This is a genomic window from Ekhidna sp., assembly GCF_040220215.1.
In the GTDB taxonomy this organism is placed as follows: domain Bacteria; phylum Bacteroidota; class Bacteroidia; order Cytophagales; family Cyclobacteriaceae; genus Ekhidna.
Map to the genome: position 1 here is coordinate 82,985 of NZ_JAVJTR010000016.1, position 18,282 is coordinate 101,266.

Sequence of the window (18,282 nt, forward strand, 5' to 3'; positions counted from 1 at the left end):
GTCATAAATTGATAGCTAATATTGTCCTAACCATAGGATTTAAGTCTCAACACCAAAATATACTTCACTTATAGAATTAAGAGTCCGGATTTGAATGGTAAAAATTTGTTAGACAATCTAATATTTTGTGGTAGGGTAATTTCACTATTGTCTGTATTAAGCCGATTACTAACGGTTAGTAATGGTTTAAAACTTAAAACTTTTTTAAAAATGAAAAACTTGTTTGTTCTAGTTGCATTGGCTGCTACTATTATTAGCTGCTCAAAGGAAGATGAAGTAACAAAGACTCCTGGAGCATTTAATGAAGCACTTGCTGCTGAAATTGAGGCGGTCACCTGGTATCTTAAGGGTGTCGATGAAGAGCCCGTGACTGAGGTTATTACCTGGGCTTTCGATGGTTCGAATATTAATGTAACTAATGGTAACGATGTACTTAGTACTGGAAGTCATCCATATCACTTCGAAGGTACTGCGCCTATGGATCTTTTCATTAATGGTGAAAACTATGGACACATATATGGTGATTTGAATGAGCCTGTCTTAGACAGCCTTACGATTGATAACAGGCATGCAAATGGCTACTTCCTCGATTTTTCGAATAAGTCGAATCAATAAGATGATTTACAATCTCTGATTTGATATCACATAACCAAAGTTGAATTTGATCAATACAAAGATGGTTGTCTCAAAATTTGAGACAACTTTTTTCTTTTAACACTGATAATTAATATCGCTAGACAACCCATAAATGATAATGAGCCATGAATGAATTGACAACAGGATCATTCAATAGCCTCGGCAATTTGAATCATATGCCTTTCCTCGTGGGCAAGTAGAAATTCGAAACATTCCGGCACATAAAACTTCACTTTTTCACCCAAAGCGGTAGGTACTTTTACGTTTCTAAGGTCTTTTGTTCGAGCTTTTTTTATGAGATCATTGAACGTTTCTTTTTTGTTCAGGAAGCTATCGATGACTTCATTGGTTTGATCCGGGGGTACTGCAGGTCTGAAGAAATCAAAAGTCTTCATTTTGAACCTTCTCTTACTTCCTTTCGGTCGATTAATAGAAATGGATAGTCTTCCTAAAATGGTCCGCCTCATGTTTGGAGATTCATTTTCCGACAAATCGCGGGCATCATTAATTGCTTTGGTGAAGTTGTCCAGATAGACATCATACACTTTATTTAGGTGCTCTACGACCTCCAAAGCAGACCATTTCTTAGGATTTTGTTTTTTAGTAAGTACCGGTTCATCCAGATTAGCTATATCACCTTTGATATAGTTTTTGATTCGGTTAGAATCCTGAAGCATTTTTTCATAGTTAACTTCCATATTCTTTGTTTTTTGACGAGTCAAAGCTCGACTATCCGGGGAACAAAAAAATTGATCTGGATCAATTAATCACGAAGTGCTCTCAATCTACTAAAAGTCTCAGGCTTCATATTAAGATAGCTTGCCAGGTATTTTTGTGGAATATCTAGAAGTTCCTGTGGGCATCTTTTTACGAAAGCATCAAATCTTTCTTTTGCTGGAAGTGTCATTAACTCTACCTCTCGTGAAATACGTCCAAACAGGATTTGCTCAATAAAGTGTGTCCGCCATTCGTAAAACTCAGGGAAGCGTCCAAATAATTCGATGTAATCGCGACGATTGATGCCAATCATTTTAGAAGGTGTGATGGCTTCAAGAAAAAGACTCGAAGGTTTTCTGGAAAGAAATGAATCGTAAATCCCTGAAATGTTCCCGCTAAATGAAAATCCCAGCACTACTTTTTCACCTTTTTGATTTATAATATAAATAGCCTGGACACCTGAAATAACCAAGTAAAAATATTTAGCCTGTCCACCACTTTCTACGATAATTTCCCTGGCTGCATATTTTTTTTCATGAAAATGGGCTTCCAAATACGAGTAGGCTCCATCTGAAATATTGACGTAATTACCAAAGGCCGAATCGAGTAACTGCTTTCTTTCAGGATTCATTTTTAGACCTATTCGGTGAGAAGTTTCAATGCAGTACTTAAATGCAAGTCATTTCTGACTCGGTCATTGATTGCCAAGTTCACTACTTCATTATAGTTGGCCTGAGATTGGTCAATATAGTAATCAGGCAAGAGCCCTTTTGACTGCCATGAAACTCCTTTTGGGCTGTACATGGCACTTGTAATAAACTTTAAGCGGTAATCATTTTTTAAGGTGAAGGTGGTTTCAATGACCCCTTTTCCATAGGTCTTTTTTCCGACGAGCAATGCCCTTTTGTGATCCTGCAACGCACCAGCAATGATCTCAGCTGCTGAGGCGGTATTTTCATTGATCAGGACAACTAAGTTTAGGTCGTAGAATTGATCAACATCTGATACATAGTTCGTGATGCTGTTAGCCCGGGATTGGGTTCTGAGAACTATGTCATTTTTCTTCATGAAAAGCCTTGCAATATTCACTCCTTCATTTAAGACACCACCGGTATTATTCCTAAGATCCAAAATGATATTTTTCACTCCCTCGTTTTCTAGCTGAGCAAGCTCAACTTTCAATTCGTCTGCCTGCCCGAGTGTAATTTTTTTCAACTCAACTAATGCAGCTTTATATGCCGGAATTCGCGTGACTATTAGATTATCGATTTTCAATGAATCTCTGGTGAGAGTAACTTCAAAAACCGAAATGTCCCTGACAACCTTTAGTGTAGAAGATTGGCCTAATTCGCCATCCAGGAGTTGGTTTATTTCATCAATGCTTTTCCCTTTTAAGGTTTGATTGTCAATCCTCAGAATTCGATCGCTGACTGCCAGGTTTTTTTCGGCTTGAGAGTCTTCGATTAATGAAGTAACTGTTAAGCTGCCGTCATTAGCATTAAAAGAGCTATTAAATCCCATCGTCACCCTTATGCCTTTCAGGGAGTTAACGATTTTCTCATATTCTTCATCGGTCCAGAGTGTTGCCAGTTCAGGAGATTCCGGAGGGGAAATGTGACGAAGTATCCCCTCTATTGCTGCCCAGGTAAGATCGCTTTTTGTGATTCCATCGTAATAGTAGTTACTCAGAATCAATTGCTGAACTTCCGCTAGTGTACTATCGGCATTTGCTGATTTATGTAAAGAAACATCGAAAAGTGGTTTTTGTTGAGCGCTTAGATTATAGGTTTGAAAAAAAAGGAAGAATAAAAGGAGTACTTGCTTCATCGAGGATTTTTTTGACATAGTCAAATTTAAGCTATTCAAATTGTCAATTTGAATAGCAAAATGAACAGGTTCAGATAGAAGAAAATTAATTGACTTTTCAGTTCATCACCCTCTTAATAAGAGGTATGTAAGGTAAGAGAAGTACATCACTATAAATACAAGTCCTTCGAAGCGGCTAATGGATGGTTTTTTGCCATTAATTACCGCAAAAATCAAAACAGTATTTGAAAAAATGAGCATCAATATATCATCATTATTTAGCTCATTAAATGGGAGAGGTTTAATCGTTGCGCTTAGACCTAATATCCAAAAGATGTTGAAAATGTTTGATCCAATCACATTCCCTATTGCCATGTCTGCCCGACCTTTTCTTGATGCTGTTACACTGGTCACTAGCTCCGGTAATGATGTTCCCACTGCGATAATCGTCAACCCAATAAAAGATTCACTCAGCCCAAAAGACTGGGCAATAACAATAGCTCCATCCACAATCCATTTACCTCCGATGAAGAGGCCAATCAATCCGGCTACAATAAGTAGCAAGGATTTTGCCATCGGCATCATCTCCATTTCAGACTCAGTCTCACTGAAAAGTTGTTCTTTTTTGTCTTTGCTGATGACATAGATGTAAGTCATAAAAAGCCCGAAAAACAACAGAAGCAGGAGTCCGTCTATGCTACTGATAGCCAGTCCCGCACTTTTTCCAAACAAATTAGCATTAGCCAGGAAGCCTACCATGAAAGTGGCAAGCAATGAAATGGGTATTTCCGTATAATAAATACTTTTTTGAATGGGCAATGGCTTTATCAGGGCAGATGCGCCAAGGATAAGCAGGATATTGGCAATATTGCTTCCAAAAATATTGCCGATCGCCAACTCAGAATTACCATTGAAGCTGGCCAGCACATTGACAATGAGTTCTGGCATGCTGGTGCCGAATGAGACAATGGTTAAGCCAATGACCAATTCAGGGATGGCATATCTCTTAGCAATGGAGGTTGCACCATCAACCAACCAGTCTGCTGATTTAATGAGAATTACAAAACCAATTATAAATAATGTGTAGGCAAGAATCATTTATTGCGTATTGGCATGGCTAATATAAGGCCTATAAAAAATCGGCCAAAAGTAATCCAACCGATTATTATTTTGCTTCAATGTATCTGAAAAAAATAACATAAAAAAAGCGGCCCTACCACGAGCCGCTCTATAGTGTGCCCGGGTGGGCACTCCGCCTTAGTAATTCACTACCACCATGAATTATCTTTCATTTCTTACTTTCAGATCATCTACTGCTAATCTGATTGATGTCCAAAGGAGCATGTGGTTGACATATAGTGTACTCAAAAATTTCTTCATAACATCAATTTCTTCTTGGTTTAGAAGTAAGACGGCAGGAAGATTATTTACCCTACCCAGCCTCAAGATTTATTAATGTTTCAATCGTTTTGGACAGCTTTACATAATTTATCTTTGTAGGATTGAGCGAATAAAAACCAGCAACAGTGAAGGAATCATTGTGCGAAGAGCACGTTTTTCATAAAGAATATATTAGCCACGAACTCAAAATCAGGAATTTCCTCTTTTATAAACTCGGTGATTTGGAGAAGGCTAGGGATTTTACACAGGAAGCCTTTATAAGACTATGGAACAATTGTGCAAAAGTGGCTTTGGATAAAGCAAAAGGATTTTTGTTTACAACAGCCAACCGTTTGTTCCTTGATCATTACGATCATAAAAAAGTGGTATTAAAATTTGAACATCGATCAAATCGATCAGAAGACCAGATGGAACAAAATCCAGAATTTCTGTATGAAGAGGGAGAATTTAAGCAACGTCTGGAGACTGCTGTCTCTGATTTAGCCGAAAAACAGCGAGTAGTTTTTCTGATGAGCCGAATTGATAAATATAAAAACAGGGAGATTGCTGAGATCATGGATATTTCTATTAAGACCGTAGAGAAACATATCAGCGGGGCGGTGAAAACACTCAAGGATAATTTGGACGAACTGGATAATTTGAAAATATAGGCAGGGTTTTTCAAGGTTTCCCCTTTGAATAATCAAGGAACAAGAACAATGGACGAAAACTTATCAAAATGGCTGAATGATGAAATCTCCGATGAGGAGCTTAAGGAGCGAATCGGAAGTGAAGAAGCATGGAAGTATATTCAGATTGTAGGTGAGGTGGACAATTGGGTGCCTGATCATACAGAGCGCCTGTTCGATCCGCAAGAAATTACATCCAAACCTAAAGCGAAGGTTAGGTCTATGCGTCCTTGGTGGACTTATGCAGCTGCTGCTGCGGTATTACTTACAGTCATGTCTTATTTGTGGCTGATAGTGGCTGACTCAACAGTTAAATATTCTTCTCAAGTAGGTGAGGTTCGAGAAATTCAATTACCGGATGGCGTTTCTGTTGTAACTCTTGCTCCAAACTCTGAGATCTCATGGGATGAGGCGGATTGGAAAGCGGCCATTGCAATGAAAGGGAAGAGGCTAAAATCTCAGACGTCAGGAAGAAAAGTAAAACTAAAAGGAAAAGCACTTTTTAAGGTTGAGAAAGGAGCACCTTTCAGTGTAGCTTCATTGTCTGGTACGGTGAAAGTGTTGGGGACAACATTCGAAGTGGACGATTTCGATGATGGATTTAATGTGAAATGTTTTGAAGGTAGAGTAGAGGCAAAACCTAAAACCCTAAAAAGGTCGGTAATTATCAATAAAGGTGAAGGCTATCTTTTCTTTAAAGGAAAGTGGGAGGAAAAAGTTGAAGTTTCCGGTTCTAAACCTGATTGGCTGCAAAATCAAACCAAATTTGAAAATGCGCCATTGACTCAGGTTATTAAATCCCTTGAAAAACTTTACGGTATTACCATTGAATCGGGTAATATAAATTCCTCAAGAAGATTCACTGGAGCAATTCCAAATGATAAACTTGAAGTAGCTCTGCGTACCGTGTTTTCACCTTTTAAAATCACTTTTGAGAAAAAAGGAAAAATAGTAGTCTTGTCGGAGGATTAACTGAATAGTACATGCGAGCCTTAGTTTTAATAATTGCTTTATTGGCAACTCTATCCGGTTATACACAAGACACATCCAAATCATTTCTTGATGCTATCAAAGATTATGAAGATGTTATGGGGGTAACATTCTCTTTTGACGCTGAGCTTATTAAGCTGGCCAACAAAAAAACCTTATTCACTTCCAATAATCTGACAGAATTTATTGAAGAAGTTGAAAATCATTTCCCCTTGCAGGTAGAGAAAATTGATGAGGAATACTATTCAATTATTGCTGTTGAAACAACTTACAGACTAGCTGTAAAAGACTCGCTGGATGGGGCAGCAATTAATGAATCATTCGAAGTTCAGGTGGTGGTAAATGATGGTCCTGTTGAGACTACTTTCAAAAATGGAACCTGGGAGTTTAGCTATACTCCGCATCACCTGGATGAAATACTAGTATTTAGTCAGGGCTATAAAACCACTTCGATAGCGGTAAACGAGTTGTTCAATGAAAAAACCCTGGATGTGTATCTGGGACTTACCACACGAAGACTTAATACAGTGGTGGTGGAAGATTACCTAACAAAAGGAATCAATCTAATGCCTTCTCGACAGCAAATACAAATAGACGTTAATGATTTACCCTTACTTCCGGGCGAAACAGACGGTGACATTTTTGCGTCTATTGCTGCACTCCCTGGTGTTACAAATCCTGACGGACGTGCCGGAAACCTTTTTATCCGTGGAAGTGAAACTGATCAAACCTTAATACTTTTTGATAATATTCCGGTTTATCACAGGGGTCACTACTATGGAACAATTTCTCCATATAATCCCAAAATTGTAGATGATGTAGAAGTGTATCGAAGTGGGTTTCATCCTCGGTTAGGCGATCGGGTAGGTGGTGCGATTGTGATTAATTCAGATGATGTTGGCATTTCTTCCAAATACGGAGTTGGAGCCAATACCCTGTTTGGGATGGCCTACGGAAAATTTAAGCTCGCTGACAATTGGAGCGGGGCTGTGAGTATTCGAAACTCGTATCCCAGGGAGCTCAAATCTCCAAAACTGGAAGAGATTTCAGAGTCTGTATTTGCTGGTACATCATTGGTTGATAAGGGAGGGCTGTTGACCAATAGGGTTGAGGTAAGTTTCAGTGATTATAACGGCAAATTGTCTTATCAAATAAATGAACATAACAGCCTTAGGTTATCTATAATTCATACCTTTTCAGATATCAATTTTCTACCGGTAACTCCTCCTAACCTCCTCCCTAGATCTAATGAAAATAGCTATAAAAATACAGGAGCCAATCTTTCGTGGAATTCAGATTTAGGACAGGGATGGGACTCAAACTTAAGCGCCACCTTTTCAAATTATGACTTTGAATTCCAGATTAATACCTTAGGGCCTAACATAGAGCCATTTCATTCCGATAACAGCATAGATGATTTCAATGTTATCCAGGAATTTTCAAAGGAAGACACTTATAGTAATCTCCAGTTTGGAGTGGATTATAAATGGCAAAATGTCTCCACGAATTACCGAAACCAACTTAGAGACTCCTCAATTTACCAGATTCGGGAAACTGTCACATCAAACACAATAGCTCCATTTGCAAACTTTGAATATTATGGATGGAAACGGTGGTATATGCAAGTGGGTATTAGGGGGACGTACTATAGTGAGCTCGATGATTATAGCGTTTCCCCACGGGTACTGATCAATTATGATTTGACAGATTGGGCTACTTTGAAAAGCTCTCATGGATGGTACAATCAATTTTTGAGCCAGGTGAAAAACCTGGAATATTCCAGTGGTGGTTTTGATAATGAACTTTGGGTGTTGGCTGATAATGAATCAGGCTTTATCATTAGGGGTACTCAGTCCATGTTTGGAGGCATTATAAATGCAAATAACTGGATTTTTGATGTCGAAGGCTTTCATAAAAAGGCAAGTGATATTACGATTTACGAAGACAGGGTATTAAACCCACAGTCTAATTTTTATACCATGGATCAGGAAACCTATGGTATTGATATACTTCTAAAAAAGCAACTAACGGAAGCAACTTCAATCTGGACAGGCTATTCTTACCACGACTCAAAAATCACCATTGATACAACCGATCAGGTCACTTATAAATCGAAATATGTTCAGCCACACGTATGGTACTTTGGAGCAGCATTTAAGAAAAATCGATGGAAGGTTTCAGGAGCATGGAGATATGCATCCGGGCTGAATGCATACTCACTGGATATTGCCTATGCAGAATCAATATTTAGAGCTGGATCTCCTGATGGGGAGCCTCCACCAAATCCCCCGCCACCAAATCCATTTGTGGATGTTCCGGATAGATATCCTAGCGTACATTCATTGGATATTTCATCGTCTTACAAAATACCGGAGACAGATCAGCGAAAATGGAGCGCCACATTTGGTTTGTCTATTATTAATGCGCTAAATCAATCAAATTTGACAGATCGTGTGTATAGAAGCAGAGATGGGTTTGTCGACAGAGAAGCCATTGGGTTTGCACCAAATCTGATGGTGATCGTGGAGTGGTGATATTTCATGGCAATTTCTAACTACACATGACGTTTTGGTTTTAACTTAACCAAAAACAGTGTTATGCAAAATCTAAGAATAGGTGTATCATTCGTAGCAATATTGCTATGTCTTTTTTCCAGTGCCCAGCCCGTCACCAAAATTGAAGTCCAGCTAGATGTAGATGATAGAGGCCGTATTTTCGTCAAAGTATTTCCGCCAGATCAGAAATCGGAATGGAGATATGTAATCCCGGAGATTATCCCCGGCACGTACATGAAAATCAACTACGAACGATTTTATAGTAATATAAGCGCAGTTGACTTAGAGGGGAATAAAATGAAGGTAAAGAAGAAAGACAATGTCTTTCTTATATCGGGTGATCAGCCACTTGATTATATAACTTATCAGGTAGAGCAAAGTCACGGGGGATGGAGAATCTGGGATAGGATATTGGCTTGTGCAGGAACGGTTTTTACTGAGAACAGCTACCTCTTAAACTTTCAATTGATAAGTGGGTATTTTGAAGACTTTAAGGATTTGCCTTATGAAGTTGAATTCTTGAAGAAGAAAGATCTCTTTGCAGCCACTTCCATGAACGCAAAATTAAGATCCCCTGAAAAAGATGTATTCAGAACCAACAATTATTTTGAATTGATTGATCAGCCAATTTTATACAGCGAACCAGACACTACTTCTTTTCAAATAAAGAATAGTCGCTTCAATATAGCCGTACACTCGGAAACAAATAAAGTGAAAGCTGAAATGCTGAAGCCACGGCTTACCAAAATTATGCATGCAATTGATTCTTTTTCCGGCTTTACATCTGAAGAGGACTATCACTTCATTTTCTACTATGTGAATAAGGAAAGACTGAAAGGCATGTTCAAAACCTTCGGAATGGGATCTGCCTTGGAGCACAAACAATCTTCAATCTATTACTTCAATGAGGTTGTTTGGGACTCCACTTTTAGCAATCTGGATTGGATTGGAGCTCATGAGTATTTTCATACGATCACACCACTAAGTCTTCATAGTGAAAAAATCCACGACTTCAATTTTGAAACACCTGAGATGTCCAGGCACGGGTGGCTTTACGAGGGAGTGACCGATTATTTTGCAGCCTTGCTGAGCGCACAATATGATCTTTCAAACTCTATAACATGGAATATGCAATGGGCTGTGAGAACAGCTGAGAAGCAAAAACCAAGAAGTTTCACGGAGAGCAGTCAAAATATCATTAAGAAAAACATGTTCAGCTGGATTGGAAAGATTGGACAGTTAGGAAATTTTTATGAACGTGGGAAGCTTGTAGCTCTTGCAATGGATATGGAAATCTTTAAAAAGTCAAATGGCGAAAAGCGTCTCATTGATGTTATGCTCCAGATGAGGGAAGATTATCAAGGAAACTATTTTCCTGATGATGGGTTACGTGACCTACTTGTTAAATACTCCTATCCTGATGTTGGTGAAATCTATGATAGATATGTTGAAGGTGATGAGGTGGTTCCATATGAAGTGTACTTTCAAAAACTTGGATGGACTTATCATGGAAAAGGCGAGAAACTCCCAAGTTACGGGAGATTCAATATGTGGTATAATCAAGAGAAAGATTACTACAATGTAACCTGGCAGAAGAAAAATGAACTGGGCCTGAAAAAGGGAGATGTTGTTTTAGAAATCAATGATGTGGAGGCGATCCCTGAAAAAATGAAAGAAACCAAAATGTTGTCAAAAGTCTTTTACCCGAAAGCCGGAGATAGCATAACGGTAAAAGTCAGAAGAGGTCAAGAAGATTTGGGGCTTGAGGCCACTGCTAAAGCAATGAAACTTAAGTACCCTCGAATCACAGTTGCTGATGAGTTTACTTCGGAACAGGAGGCATACAGAAAAGGGTTTTACAAGGAATGAGGAACTTCGAAAAAAAGATAATCGTCACCAAAGATCACCTCGATTTCAATGAGCATGTTAATAACCTTGTCTATATGCAATGGGCACTGGATATCTCTCGTGAACACTGGCTATCGGAGATTAATGAAGCAATAAATGAGCAATATTTCTGGATGGTACGATCCCATCATGTGGAGTATGAAAAACAAGCATTTCTTGGTGATGAGATTATCGTGAAAACATATGTTGAAGGTTATCGCGGACCTTTTTCAAATCGGATCGTAAAAATTTTTAAAGGAGAGGAGCTTCTGGTGCAGGTAAAAACTAATTGGTGTCTGATTGAGCGGGAGACACAGAAACTAAAAAGAGTGCCTGAGGAAATTCAAGCACTCTTTAAATAAACAATCCGATTATATTTGCCCTCCTTTTGGGGCATTAGCTCAGTTGGCTAGAGCGCTACACTGGCAGTGTAGAGGTCACCGGTTCGAATCCGGTATGCTCCACTTTTCACTTAATCACCCTTCGAAAATTCCGAACATTATCCTTGTAGTAGTCGGCTAGCAGGTTGGATTCGACCACTCCTTTTGAAGAGGACGAATGAACAAATAATATTTTATCCTTGCCCACATAGGTGATCATGCCACTATGGAACCATTTGCTGCCTTTCTTTTTAAACTTGAAATAGACCAAATCTCCTTCTCGAATACCTTCCCACCCACGCTTCTTTCCAGTCTTAGATTGTTCTTTGGCAGTACGTGGCAAATCCACTCCGATGGTTTTGTAGGAATTATAAATAAGTCCGGAGCAGTCAATGCCTGATCGTGACATTCCGCCCCATTTGTATGGCGTACCGATGTAAGAACGGCCAGTAGCAATCACAGATTCAATGCTCTGTTTCCTACGTTTCTGTTTCCGCTGAGCGGGAACGGAAATAAAAATACCTGCTATCAGAAGGCCCGATAGCAGGTATTTAAAATATGTACTTTGCTGATTTCTCACTTACCTAACCACGAGTTAAACATCCATTGGGTTTTTTCCTGTGCATTCACAAGCCCAATCATCATGTCCTCGGTTTCATTATCATCTGCCTCAACGGCCAGTTCCTTCACTTTATTTTCCTGAGCTACTAAGGTAGTAAGATTGCTTACAATCATTTTCACCAATGCTTCGTCATTGGATTCATCTTTCACTGATTCAATCTTTGACTTTTCGATGTAGGTCTCTAGTGTGTGATCTGGTCGTCCACCAATGGTTAAAATTCGCTCTGCTATTTCATCAATGTTGGCCAATGCCTCCGTGTACAATTCTTCAAACTTAGCATGCAGCTCGAAGAATCGTGGACCTTTAATATTCCAGTGAGCTCCTCTTGTGTTTTGATAGTACACGTGAAAATCTGATAGTAGTTGGTTTAGTTCTGTGGTCAATTGGTTTGACATGAATATTCTGTTTTTATAAAAAATTCAAATAAATAATATCGGATTATCCGATTATTTAGTGAGTAAACAGAACAAATCCAGGTTTTGTTCGGATTGACTTTGCAAACTAAAGTCATTTACAGAGATCGATTTTACCAATTCATCATCGGTTGACTTTAGTTTATTCCTATTCATTCGGTTTAGGATATCATAAGGAATTCGGAGCAATCCGGCAGGTAATTTATGTTGAAGGTCAAAGAAGTCATACCTCAGAATTTTCTGCACAGAAATCCGATTTCTTTCATGGTATTCCAGCACTTTTTCATTGCCTGCAATTCCTTTCATTTCCACTTTTTCAAAATACTTTTTACAAAGCACAGTTAGCTCATCTCCGGTGTATTCACGCTCATGCCAGGGGTTTCTGGAAAGTGTCATCTTGATATTAGGGGTGGTGATGAGCGCCTTACCACCCGGTTTTAATACTCGATGTATTTCTTTGATAAAACCTTCGTCATCTTTTACATGCTCGATTACCTGGAAGGTGACAATGCTATCAAATGTATTATCCTCAAAAGGAAATGGAGGAAAGACTCCACTCATGAACTTGCATTCAGGAAATTTCTTTTCAAGACTCTCTACCACCGCCTTGATTTTGTCTATTCCAATGTATGAGTCTGCCAATGGGGCAAGTAATTCCACACCTCGTCCTTCACCACACCCGAGCTCCAGTAGATCACCCTTGATGAAAGGTTTGGCCTGATGGTATGCAGATAACAGTCGCTGATGAATGACATTATCAGAGGGGATTTTATCTGAAGCTATTTCTGTAGTGTAGACGCTCATTTGTAAAGGGTATGACTAACGATTTTTGTTTAAAGAGCACAAAGAAAATCAATTATATAGCTAATTTGGATACCTATGAGAAAGCATGTTCTAATATTGAGTGTATTTGTCATCTTTTGTGGCTTTTCAGCCAGTGCCGTCAACTTTTCTCGGGTAAATGTTGCGTGGCAGTATGATCTTGATTTCAGTGTAAAAATGTCTCACAGAGTTGTGAAAGAGGGAGGTGGCTTTTTCGTACTGTTGAGTGTTTCATCGGATTCTGTTGTTTCGTGGGAATATGAGCTTTTGGTTCAGGATGGATATGAGTCAGAAACGCATCGCACGATTCAGCCTCAAGTGATTGACACGCTGCTAAATGTTGGAGGACAGGTGATGGTTCGTCTTTTATTCAACCAAATAGAAGAGAATCTGCTGGTAGTCAAATTTTCAAAACCGGAAAGCTTCTATTACTATGATATCCCATTAAAAATAGGATCACTGTCCTACCCCTCAATCTATCCAGTGGATGAAAGAGGGATGCCAATTTTGGAAAAATTCATCAATCGATCCGGTTCTTCATGGCGTGGGAGCGACACGCTTTTGGCTATGCAGTATGCTGAGAAATTTCCACCAGCTGATCCACCTATGGCGGATATGAAACCATTGGCGCCACAGGTAAATCTGGACACATCCTTTGTTTTTGTGGCTAAATCAGATTTTATTGAGAATCATTTTTATGTGGTCAGGAAAGATTCACTGGCTTCTGTTGGGGTCACAATGTTACGTGTACCTCCATATTTCCCAGAGTATCGACAATTGGGAGAATTGATTGAGTCGATGCTCTACCTCACCAGTGAACAGGAAAAAAAGGCCATGCTGAAATCCAGAAATCCTAAAGAGTCATTCGATTCATTTTGGATGAATACCTATTCCACCAAAGCCAGGGCACGTGGTGCCATCCGAAGATATTACAATTGGATTGAGGAAACGAATAAATTATTCACTGATTTTAAGCCTGGCTGGAAGACGGATAGGGGTATGATGTACATTGTTTTCGGGAGGCCAAACGAGGTATATCGGACCGGAAATTCGGAGGAATGGTTTTATGATGAAGGGCCGGCCTTTGAGTTCACAATTATCTCGACGTTCTTTGCGCCCAAAACCTATTCGTTGCGACGAAGCAAAGATTTGGAAGAGCAGTGGTACACACAAATAGCCGCGATTCGTCGCGGAATCAGATGAACAAAAAATCAGACATCATTTATGGGATCAGAACAGTCATTGAAGCTGTAAAATCCGGACAACATCTTGAGCGCGTTTTCATTCAAAAAAGCCTGAAAGGTGATCTGTATAAAGAGTTGATGCTTGAGTTACACCAAACCTCAACACCCATCTCAAAGGTCCCATCTGAGCGAATTGATAAGTTCACCAAAAAGAATCATCAGGGGGTGGTGGCGCTTATTTCCCCTGTTCAGTATCATACCTTAGAGCACCTGGTGCCTGAACTGTATGAAAAAGGTAGGAACCCACTTATTTTAATATTGGATGAAATCACTGATATCCGAAACTTTGGTGCTATTGCCAGAACTGCAGAATGCTTAGGGGTAGATGCAATTGTTATTCCATCACGAGGAGGAGCGCAGATCAATGAAGATGCCGTAAAAACTTCTGCGGGTGCGTTTAATTATCTACCTGTATGTCGTGAGAAAAACTTGCTGGATGCTGCCCGGTACTTAAAGGAATCAGGAATCCAGATTGTCTCATGCTCTGAGAAGACAAAAAAGACATTGGATCAAATGGACTTCACAGGTCCCTTAGCAATAATTATGGGATCCGAAGAAAGCGGCATTTCTTCTGAGTTACTAGAACTTTCTGATGAAATAGCGAAAGTCCCAATGTCCGGTTCTATTGAGTCACTCAACGTAGGCGTGGCTGCCGGCATGGCATTATATGAAGTGCAAAGACAGAGAAAAGCTTAGACGAATTTGTCTCCTTTTTCTGCTTTCACGTCTGTGATGAAATCTCGAAATACAGAAGAGTCTTCTTTCTTGCAGACTAAAAGCACATCGTCAAAATCAGCTATGAGCATGCCTTCGCATCCTTGCACCACTGTAACCTTCCCTTTTTTTCCTCTAATGTAATTGTCTTTGGAATCATAGGTCATTACTGCTCCTTCAACAACATTGTCATTTTCATCTTTGTTTTTGATTTCATGGAGCGCATTCCATGAGCCTAGATCAGACCACCCAAAATCTCCGGGCACCACGTAAACATTTTCGGCTTTTTCCATGATCGCGTAATCAATGGAAATGTTTTTGCACTGGCTATAAGTAGCTTTTATAAATGCACGCTCATTTTCGGTGAAGTACTCCTTTAGACCAGCCGCAAATAGACTTGCTATTTCTTCTTCATATTTTTCAAAGGCCTTTATAATCGAGTCAATGGACCAAACGAAAATTCCTGAGTTCCATAAAAAATCACCGCTTTCTAAAAACTTTGCTGCAAGGTCTATTTCGGGCTTTTCTGTAAATGTTTTCACTTTTTTCACTGGCACTCCGGGATCGCTTATGTATTGGATATAGCCATATCCGGTCTCCGGCCTATTCGGACGAATACCAATGGTGATCAACTTTTCTTCCGCAGCTGCACTATCAACGGAAGTAGATATTACGTTTACAAATTCTTTTTCTTTGAAAATGGCATGATCAGATGGACTAACCACAAGTACCGCGTTCGGATCTTTTTTCATGATCTTGTATGCAGCATACGCTATGCATGGCGCAGTATTACGCTTTTCTGTTTCTAGAAGGATTTGATCTTTTCCTAATTCAGGAAGCTGATCCTGAATGAGTTTATCATATTTCTCATTAGAGACGACCCAAATTTTATCTTCAGTTGTAACTTCTTTGAATCGATCAAAAGTCATCTGCAATAGTGATCGACCTGTACCGAGCACATCCAAAAATTGCTTTGGTCGTGCATCCCGGCTGTAAGGCCAAAATCGGGTTCCACTACCGCCGGCCATAATCACTACATAAATATTTGTACTCATAAAATTTTGGTGAGAAATTTGCGTAAGAAATAACCTTCGCAAATATAGCTCATCCCTTAGCGTTGTGATAACGCACTCACCATAAAGGACATTTGTTTGCGATCAAGGATTTGATTAACTTTTTACTTTATCAACCCGGGAGAAATGGAGACAACTGCGGAAGTGGGTCTTAAAGATAGCCTCAAACGTGTTTTTGGATATGACAAGTTTAGAGGAAAGCAAGAGGATATTATTAATAATATTCTTGATAGGCAAAATACGTTCGTTATTATGCCGACAGGAGCGGGAAAATCCCTCTGCTACCAATTACCTGCTATAGTTCAGGAAGGAACTGCCATAGTGATTTCACCATTGATCGCACTGATGAAAAATCAGGTGGATCAAATGAATGCAGTTGGGGTTCACGCAAGGTTCCTTAATTCTACTTTAACAAAATCTGAAAGCAATAGAGTGAAGAAGGATACCATTTCAGGTATTGTTAAGTTGCTATATGTTGCTCCTGAATCTTTGACCAAAGAGGAGAATGTAGAATTTTTGAAGCAGGCAAAAATTTCTTTTGTAGCCATTGATGAAGCCCACTGTATCTCCGAGTGGGGGCATGATTTCCGTCCGGAATACAGAAGAATCAAAGACATAATCGCAAGGCTGGGTGATATTCCAATGATTGCTTTGACTGCCACCGCCACCCCGAAGGTACAGCTGGACATCCAGAAAAACCTGTCTATGGATGGGGCTCAGCTATTCAAATCCTCATTTAATAGAACTAATCTTTATTATGAGGTAAGGCCTAAGCAAAATGCGAAAAAGCAGTTAATAAAATTTATAAAGGATCATAAGGGAGCGAGTGGAATTATTTATTGCCTAAGTCGAAAGAAAGTTCAGGAGATTGCCGAATTCCTGAAAGTCAACGATATAAATGCGGCACCATACCATGCCGGTATGGAATCCAAAGAGCGGATGAGGAACCAGGATGGATTTTTGAATGAAGATATTGATGTAATCGTAGCTACGATTGCTTTTGGGATGGGAATAGATAAGCCTGATGTTCGGTTTGTGGTTCATTATGATGCACCTAAATCCATAGAAGGTTATTATCAGGAAACAGGAAGAGCAGGAAGAGATGGCATCAGCAGCAATTGCCTGATGTTCTATTCTTATAACGACATTCTAAAACTTGAAAAGTTCAATAAAGATAAAGCTGTTACCGAGCGTGAAAATGCCCGGTTCCTTTTAGAAGAAATGGCATCTTATGCTGACTCTGCTATTTGTAGGAGGAAACAACTACTGCACTACTTTGGAGAGGAATTTGGAGAAGATAACTGTGCGCAATGTGATAATTGTGTCCACCCGAAAGAAAAATTTGAAGGGAAAGAAATTATAAGCCTTGTGATTCAGGCTGTAAAACAAACAAATCAACGATTCGATATTAATCATCTTGCGGCACTGATTGTGGGAAAACCTACCCAGCACGTAAAAAGCTACGATCACGATAAGCTTGATGTCTTTGGTAAAGGAAAGGAAATAAGTGAAGATGAAAATTTCTGGAGGTCATTAATTCGACAGACCCTACTGCATGAATTTTTGAAGAAGGATATTGAAAACCCTGCTGTTTTCAAAGTGTCTAAAAAAGGGGATGATTTCCTAAAAAATCCGTTTTCTCATATGCTCACCAAAGACCATGAGTATACTTCAGATGCTGACACGGAGGAAGACATGGATAAACCCCCTGTGAATGTAAGCGCTTATGATAAGGTGCTTTTCGGTATGCTGAAGAAGCTGAGAAAGGATATTGCACATCAGGAAGACATTCCCCCTTACGTGATCTTTAGTGACCCATCCATGGAAGAGATGTGCACAGTGTATCCGACCACCATGGATGATCTGAAGCAGATCGTGGGTGTAGGTGAAAGCAAGGCAAAGAAGTTTGGAGAGCCATTCCTGCAAATGATCGAGGACTATGTGGAAGAAAATGACATAATTACGGCATCAGATGTTTTGATAAAAACTTCAGGCACCAAATCGAAAAACAAGATTTACATTATCCAGCACATTGACCAGAAAATGGACTTTGAAGAAATAGCCGAAGCAAGAGGGATGAAGTATGAAGATGTGATCGCAGAAGTAGAAAATATTTGCTACTCGGGCACCAAACTCAACATCAATTATTATATCGATCAGCTGCTGGATGATGATCGCCAGGATGATATCTATGATTACTTCCTAAACGCAGAAACGGATGAATTGGCAGTCGCAATGGAGGAATTAGGTGAGTACTATTCTGAAGATGAGGTTCGGTTGATGCGTGTAAAATTCATGTCGGAGTACGCTCACTAGCTACTTTACTTTGAAAAAAGAAGTAATACGGTGAACTT

The 18,282-nt window shown here is 39.5% G+C and carries 17 protein-coding genes and 1 tRNA gene; 10 read left to right on the top strand and 8 right to left on the bottom strand.

The window, feature by feature from the left end; genetic code table 11:
• The first annotated feature begins 210 nt into the window (after window positions 1-210).
• The gene (locus RIC88_RS09005) at window positions 211-615 is read left to right on the top strand and encodes a hypothetical protein (protein WP_350217209.1); all 405 of its coding nucleotides are present in this window, start codon (window positions 211-213) and stop codon (window positions 613-615) included.
• A gap of 167 nt (window positions 616-782) precedes the next feature.
• Here the strand turns inward: RIC88_RS09005 and RIC88_RS09010 are convergent, their stop codons facing one another.
• The 4 genes from RIC88_RS09010 to RIC88_RS09025 all read right to left on the bottom strand — a co-directional run bounded on the left by RIC88_RS09010 (window position 783) and on the right by RIC88_RS09025 (window position 4,257).
• Complete coding sequence (locus RIC88_RS09010; RefSeq protein WP_350217210.1) at window positions 783-1,334, bottom strand: DinB family protein; 552 nt, start codon at window positions 1,332-1,334, stop codon at window positions 783-785.
• 65 nt (window positions 1,335-1,399) lie between these two features.
• Window positions 1,400-1,984 (bottom strand): Crp/Fnr family transcriptional regulator, encoded by a 585-nt coding sequence (locus RIC88_RS09015; RefSeq protein ID WP_350217211.1) that lies wholly within the window; start codon window positions 1,982-1,984, stop codon window positions 1,400-1,402.
• An 8-nt stretch (window positions 1,985-1,992) separates the two neighbouring features.
• Window positions 1,993-3,180 (bottom strand): S41 family peptidase, encoded by a 1,188-nt coding sequence (locus RIC88_RS09020; protein WP_350217212.1) that lies wholly within the window; start codon window positions 3,178-3,180, stop codon window positions 1,993-1,995.
• A gap of 105 nt (window positions 3,181-3,285) precedes the next feature.
• Window positions 3,286-4,257 (bottom strand): calcium/sodium antiporter, encoded by a 972-nt coding sequence (locus tag RIC88_RS09025; RefSeq protein WP_350217213.1) that lies wholly within the window; start codon window positions 4,255-4,257, stop codon window positions 3,286-3,288.
• A 428-nt stretch (window positions 4,258-4,685) separates the two neighbouring features.
• Between RIC88_RS09025 and RIC88_RS09030 the strand changes: the two genes are divergently transcribed.
• The 6 genes from RIC88_RS09030 (at window position 4,686) to RIC88_RS09055 (ending at window position 11,124) form a co-directional block, all read left to right on the top strand.
• Window positions 4,686-5,210, top strand: coding sequence for an RNA polymerase sigma factor (locus RIC88_RS09030; RefSeq protein WP_350217214.1), 525 nt, complete (start codon window positions 4,686-4,688; stop codon window positions 5,208-5,210).
• A 48-nt stretch (window positions 5,211-5,258) separates the two neighbouring features.
• Complete coding sequence (locus RIC88_RS09035) at window positions 5,259-6,200, top strand: FecR family protein (RefSeq protein WP_350217215.1); 942 nt, start codon at window positions 5,259-5,261, stop codon at window positions 6,198-6,200.
• A gap of 11 nt (window positions 6,201-6,211) precedes the next feature.
• Window positions 6,212-8,752: a TonB-dependent receptor plug domain-containing protein gene (locus RIC88_RS09040; protein WP_350217216.1), complete on the top strand. Its 2,541-nt coding sequence runs from the start codon at window positions 6,212-6,214 to the stop codon at window positions 8,750-8,752.
• 63 nt (window positions 8,753-8,815) lie between these two features.
• On the top strand, window positions 8,816-10,642 hold the full coding sequence (locus RIC88_RS09045; RefSeq protein WP_350217217.1) for a M61 family metallopeptidase: 1,827 nt from the start codon (window positions 8,816-8,818) through the stop codon (window positions 10,640-10,642).
• A complete protein-coding gene (locus RIC88_RS09050; protein WP_350217218.1) occupies window positions 10,639-11,022 on the top strand; it encodes an acyl-CoA thioesterase in 384 nt (127 codons plus the stop codon). The genes RIC88_RS09045 and RIC88_RS09050 overlap by 4 nt, the downstream gene beginning before the upstream one ends.
• A gap of 28 nt (window positions 11,023-11,050) precedes the next feature.
• Window positions 11,051-11,124, top strand: a tRNA-Ala gene (locus RIC88_RS09055).
• A gap of 4 nt (window positions 11,125-11,128) precedes the next feature.
• Here RIC88_RS09055 and RIC88_RS09060 read toward each other — a convergent pair.
• From RIC88_RS09060 to RIC88_RS09070, 3 genes are read right to left on the bottom strand one after another with little or no spacing between them, the layout of a single operon-like run.
• On the bottom strand, window positions 11,129-11,620 hold the full coding sequence (locus RIC88_RS09060) for a C40 family peptidase (protein WP_350217219.1): 492 nt from the start codon (window positions 11,618-11,620) through the stop codon (window positions 11,129-11,131).
• A complete protein-coding gene (locus RIC88_RS09065) occupies window positions 11,617-12,057 on the bottom strand; it encodes a Dps family protein (RefSeq protein WP_350217220.1) in 441 nt (146 codons plus the stop codon). The genes RIC88_RS09060 and RIC88_RS09065 overlap by 4 nt, the downstream gene beginning before the upstream one ends.
• A 51-nt stretch (window positions 12,058-12,108) precedes the next feature.
• Complete coding sequence (locus tag RIC88_RS09070; protein ID WP_350217221.1) at window positions 12,109-12,879, bottom strand: class I SAM-dependent methyltransferase; 771 nt, start codon at window positions 12,877-12,879, stop codon at window positions 12,109-12,111.
• A 75-nt stretch (window positions 12,880-12,954) separates the two neighbouring features.
• Between RIC88_RS09070 and RIC88_RS09075 the strand changes: the two genes are divergently transcribed.
• Both RIC88_RS09075 and rlmB read left to right on the top strand, forming a co-directional pair.
• Window positions 12,955-14,100, top strand: coding sequence for a GWxTD domain-containing protein (locus tag RIC88_RS09075; protein WP_350217222.1), 1,146 nt, complete (start codon window positions 12,955-12,957; stop codon window positions 14,098-14,100).
• Window positions 14,097-14,837 carry a 23S rRNA (guanosine(2251)-2'-O)-methyltransferase RlmB gene (rlmB, locus tag RIC88_RS09080; RefSeq protein ID WP_350217223.1) on the top strand — a complete coding sequence of 247 codons (741 nt, stop codon included), beginning with the start codon at window positions 14,097-14,099 and terminating at the stop codon, window positions 14,835-14,837. The genes RIC88_RS09075 and rlmB overlap by 4 nt, the downstream gene beginning before the upstream one ends.
• On the opposite strand, the gene RIC88_RS09085 is transcribed toward rlmB, so the two are convergent.
• Window positions 14,834-15,910 carry a mannose-1-phosphate guanylyltransferase gene (locus tag RIC88_RS09085; RefSeq protein ID WP_350217224.1) on the bottom strand — a complete coding sequence of 359 codons (1,077 nt, stop codon included), beginning with the start codon at window positions 15,908-15,910 and terminating at the stop codon, window positions 14,834-14,836. The two genes, rlmB and RIC88_RS09085, sit on opposite strands and share 4 nt — an antisense overlap.
• 144 nt (window positions 15,911-16,054) lie before the next feature.
• On the opposite strand from RIC88_RS09085, the gene recQ reads away from it, so the two are divergent.
• Window positions 16,055-18,244 (top strand): DNA helicase RecQ, encoded by a 2,190-nt coding sequence (gene recQ, locus RIC88_RS09090; RefSeq protein ID WP_350217225.1) that lies wholly within the window; start codon window positions 16,055-16,057, stop codon window positions 18,242-18,244.
• Window positions 18,245-18,282: the final 38 nt, after the last annotated feature.

Bases quoted from the DNA above. Each gene is read 5' to 3' on its own strand.
- RIC88_RS09005 (WP_350217209.1), top strand. From the start codon at position 211: ATGAAAAACTTGTTTGTTCTAGTTGCATTGGCTGCTACTATTATTAGC.
- RIC88_RS09010 (WP_350217210.1), bottom strand. From the start codon at position 1,334: ATGGAAGTTAACTATGAAAAAATGCTTCAGGATTCTAACCGAATCAAA.
- RIC88_RS09015 (WP_350217211.1), bottom strand. From the start codon at position 1,984: ATGAATCCTGAAAGAAAGCAGTTACTCGATTCGGCCTTTGGTAATTAC.
- RIC88_RS09020 (WP_350217212.1), bottom strand. From the start codon at position 3,180: ATGAAGCAAGTACTCCTTTTATTCTTCCTTTTTTTTCAAACCTATAAT.
- RIC88_RS09025 (WP_350217213.1), bottom strand. From the start codon at position 4,257: ATGATTCTTGCCTACACATTATTTATAATTGGTTTTGTAATTCTCATT.
- RIC88_RS09035 (WP_350217215.1), top strand. From the start codon at position 5,259: ATGGACGAAAACTTATCAAAATGGCTGAATGATGAAATCTCCGATGAG.
- RIC88_RS09040 (WP_350217216.1), top strand. From the start codon at position 6,212: ATGCGAGCCTTAGTTTTAATAATTGCTTTATTGGCAACTCTATCCGGT.
- RIC88_RS09045 (WP_350217217.1), top strand. From the start codon at position 8,816: ATGCAAAATCTAAGAATAGGTGTATCATTCGTAGCAATATTGCTATGT.
- RIC88_RS09050 (WP_350217218.1), top strand. From the start codon at position 10,639: ATGAGGAACTTCGAAAAAAAGATAATCGTCACCAAAGATCACCTCGAT.
- RIC88_RS09065 (WP_350217220.1), bottom strand. From the start codon at position 12,057: ATGTCAAACCAATTGACCACAGAACTAAACCAACTACTATCAGATTTT.
- RIC88_RS09070 (WP_350217221.1), bottom strand. From the start codon at position 12,879: ATGAGCGTCTACACTACAGAAATAGCTTCAGATAAAATCCCCTCTGAT.
- RIC88_RS09075 (WP_350217222.1), top strand. From the start codon at position 12,955: ATGAGAAAGCATGTTCTAATATTGAGTGTATTTGTCATCTTTTGTGGC.
- rlmB (WP_350217223.1), top strand. From the start codon at position 14,097: ATGAACAAAAAATCAGACATCATTTATGGGATCAGAACAGTCATTGAA.
- RIC88_RS09085 (WP_350217224.1), bottom strand. From the start codon at position 15,910: ATGAGTACAAATATTTATGTAGTGATTATGGCCGGCGGTAGTGGAACC.
- recQ (WP_350217225.1), top strand. From the start codon at position 16,055: ATGGAGACAACTGCGGAAGTGGGTCTTAAAGATAGCCTCAAACGTGTT.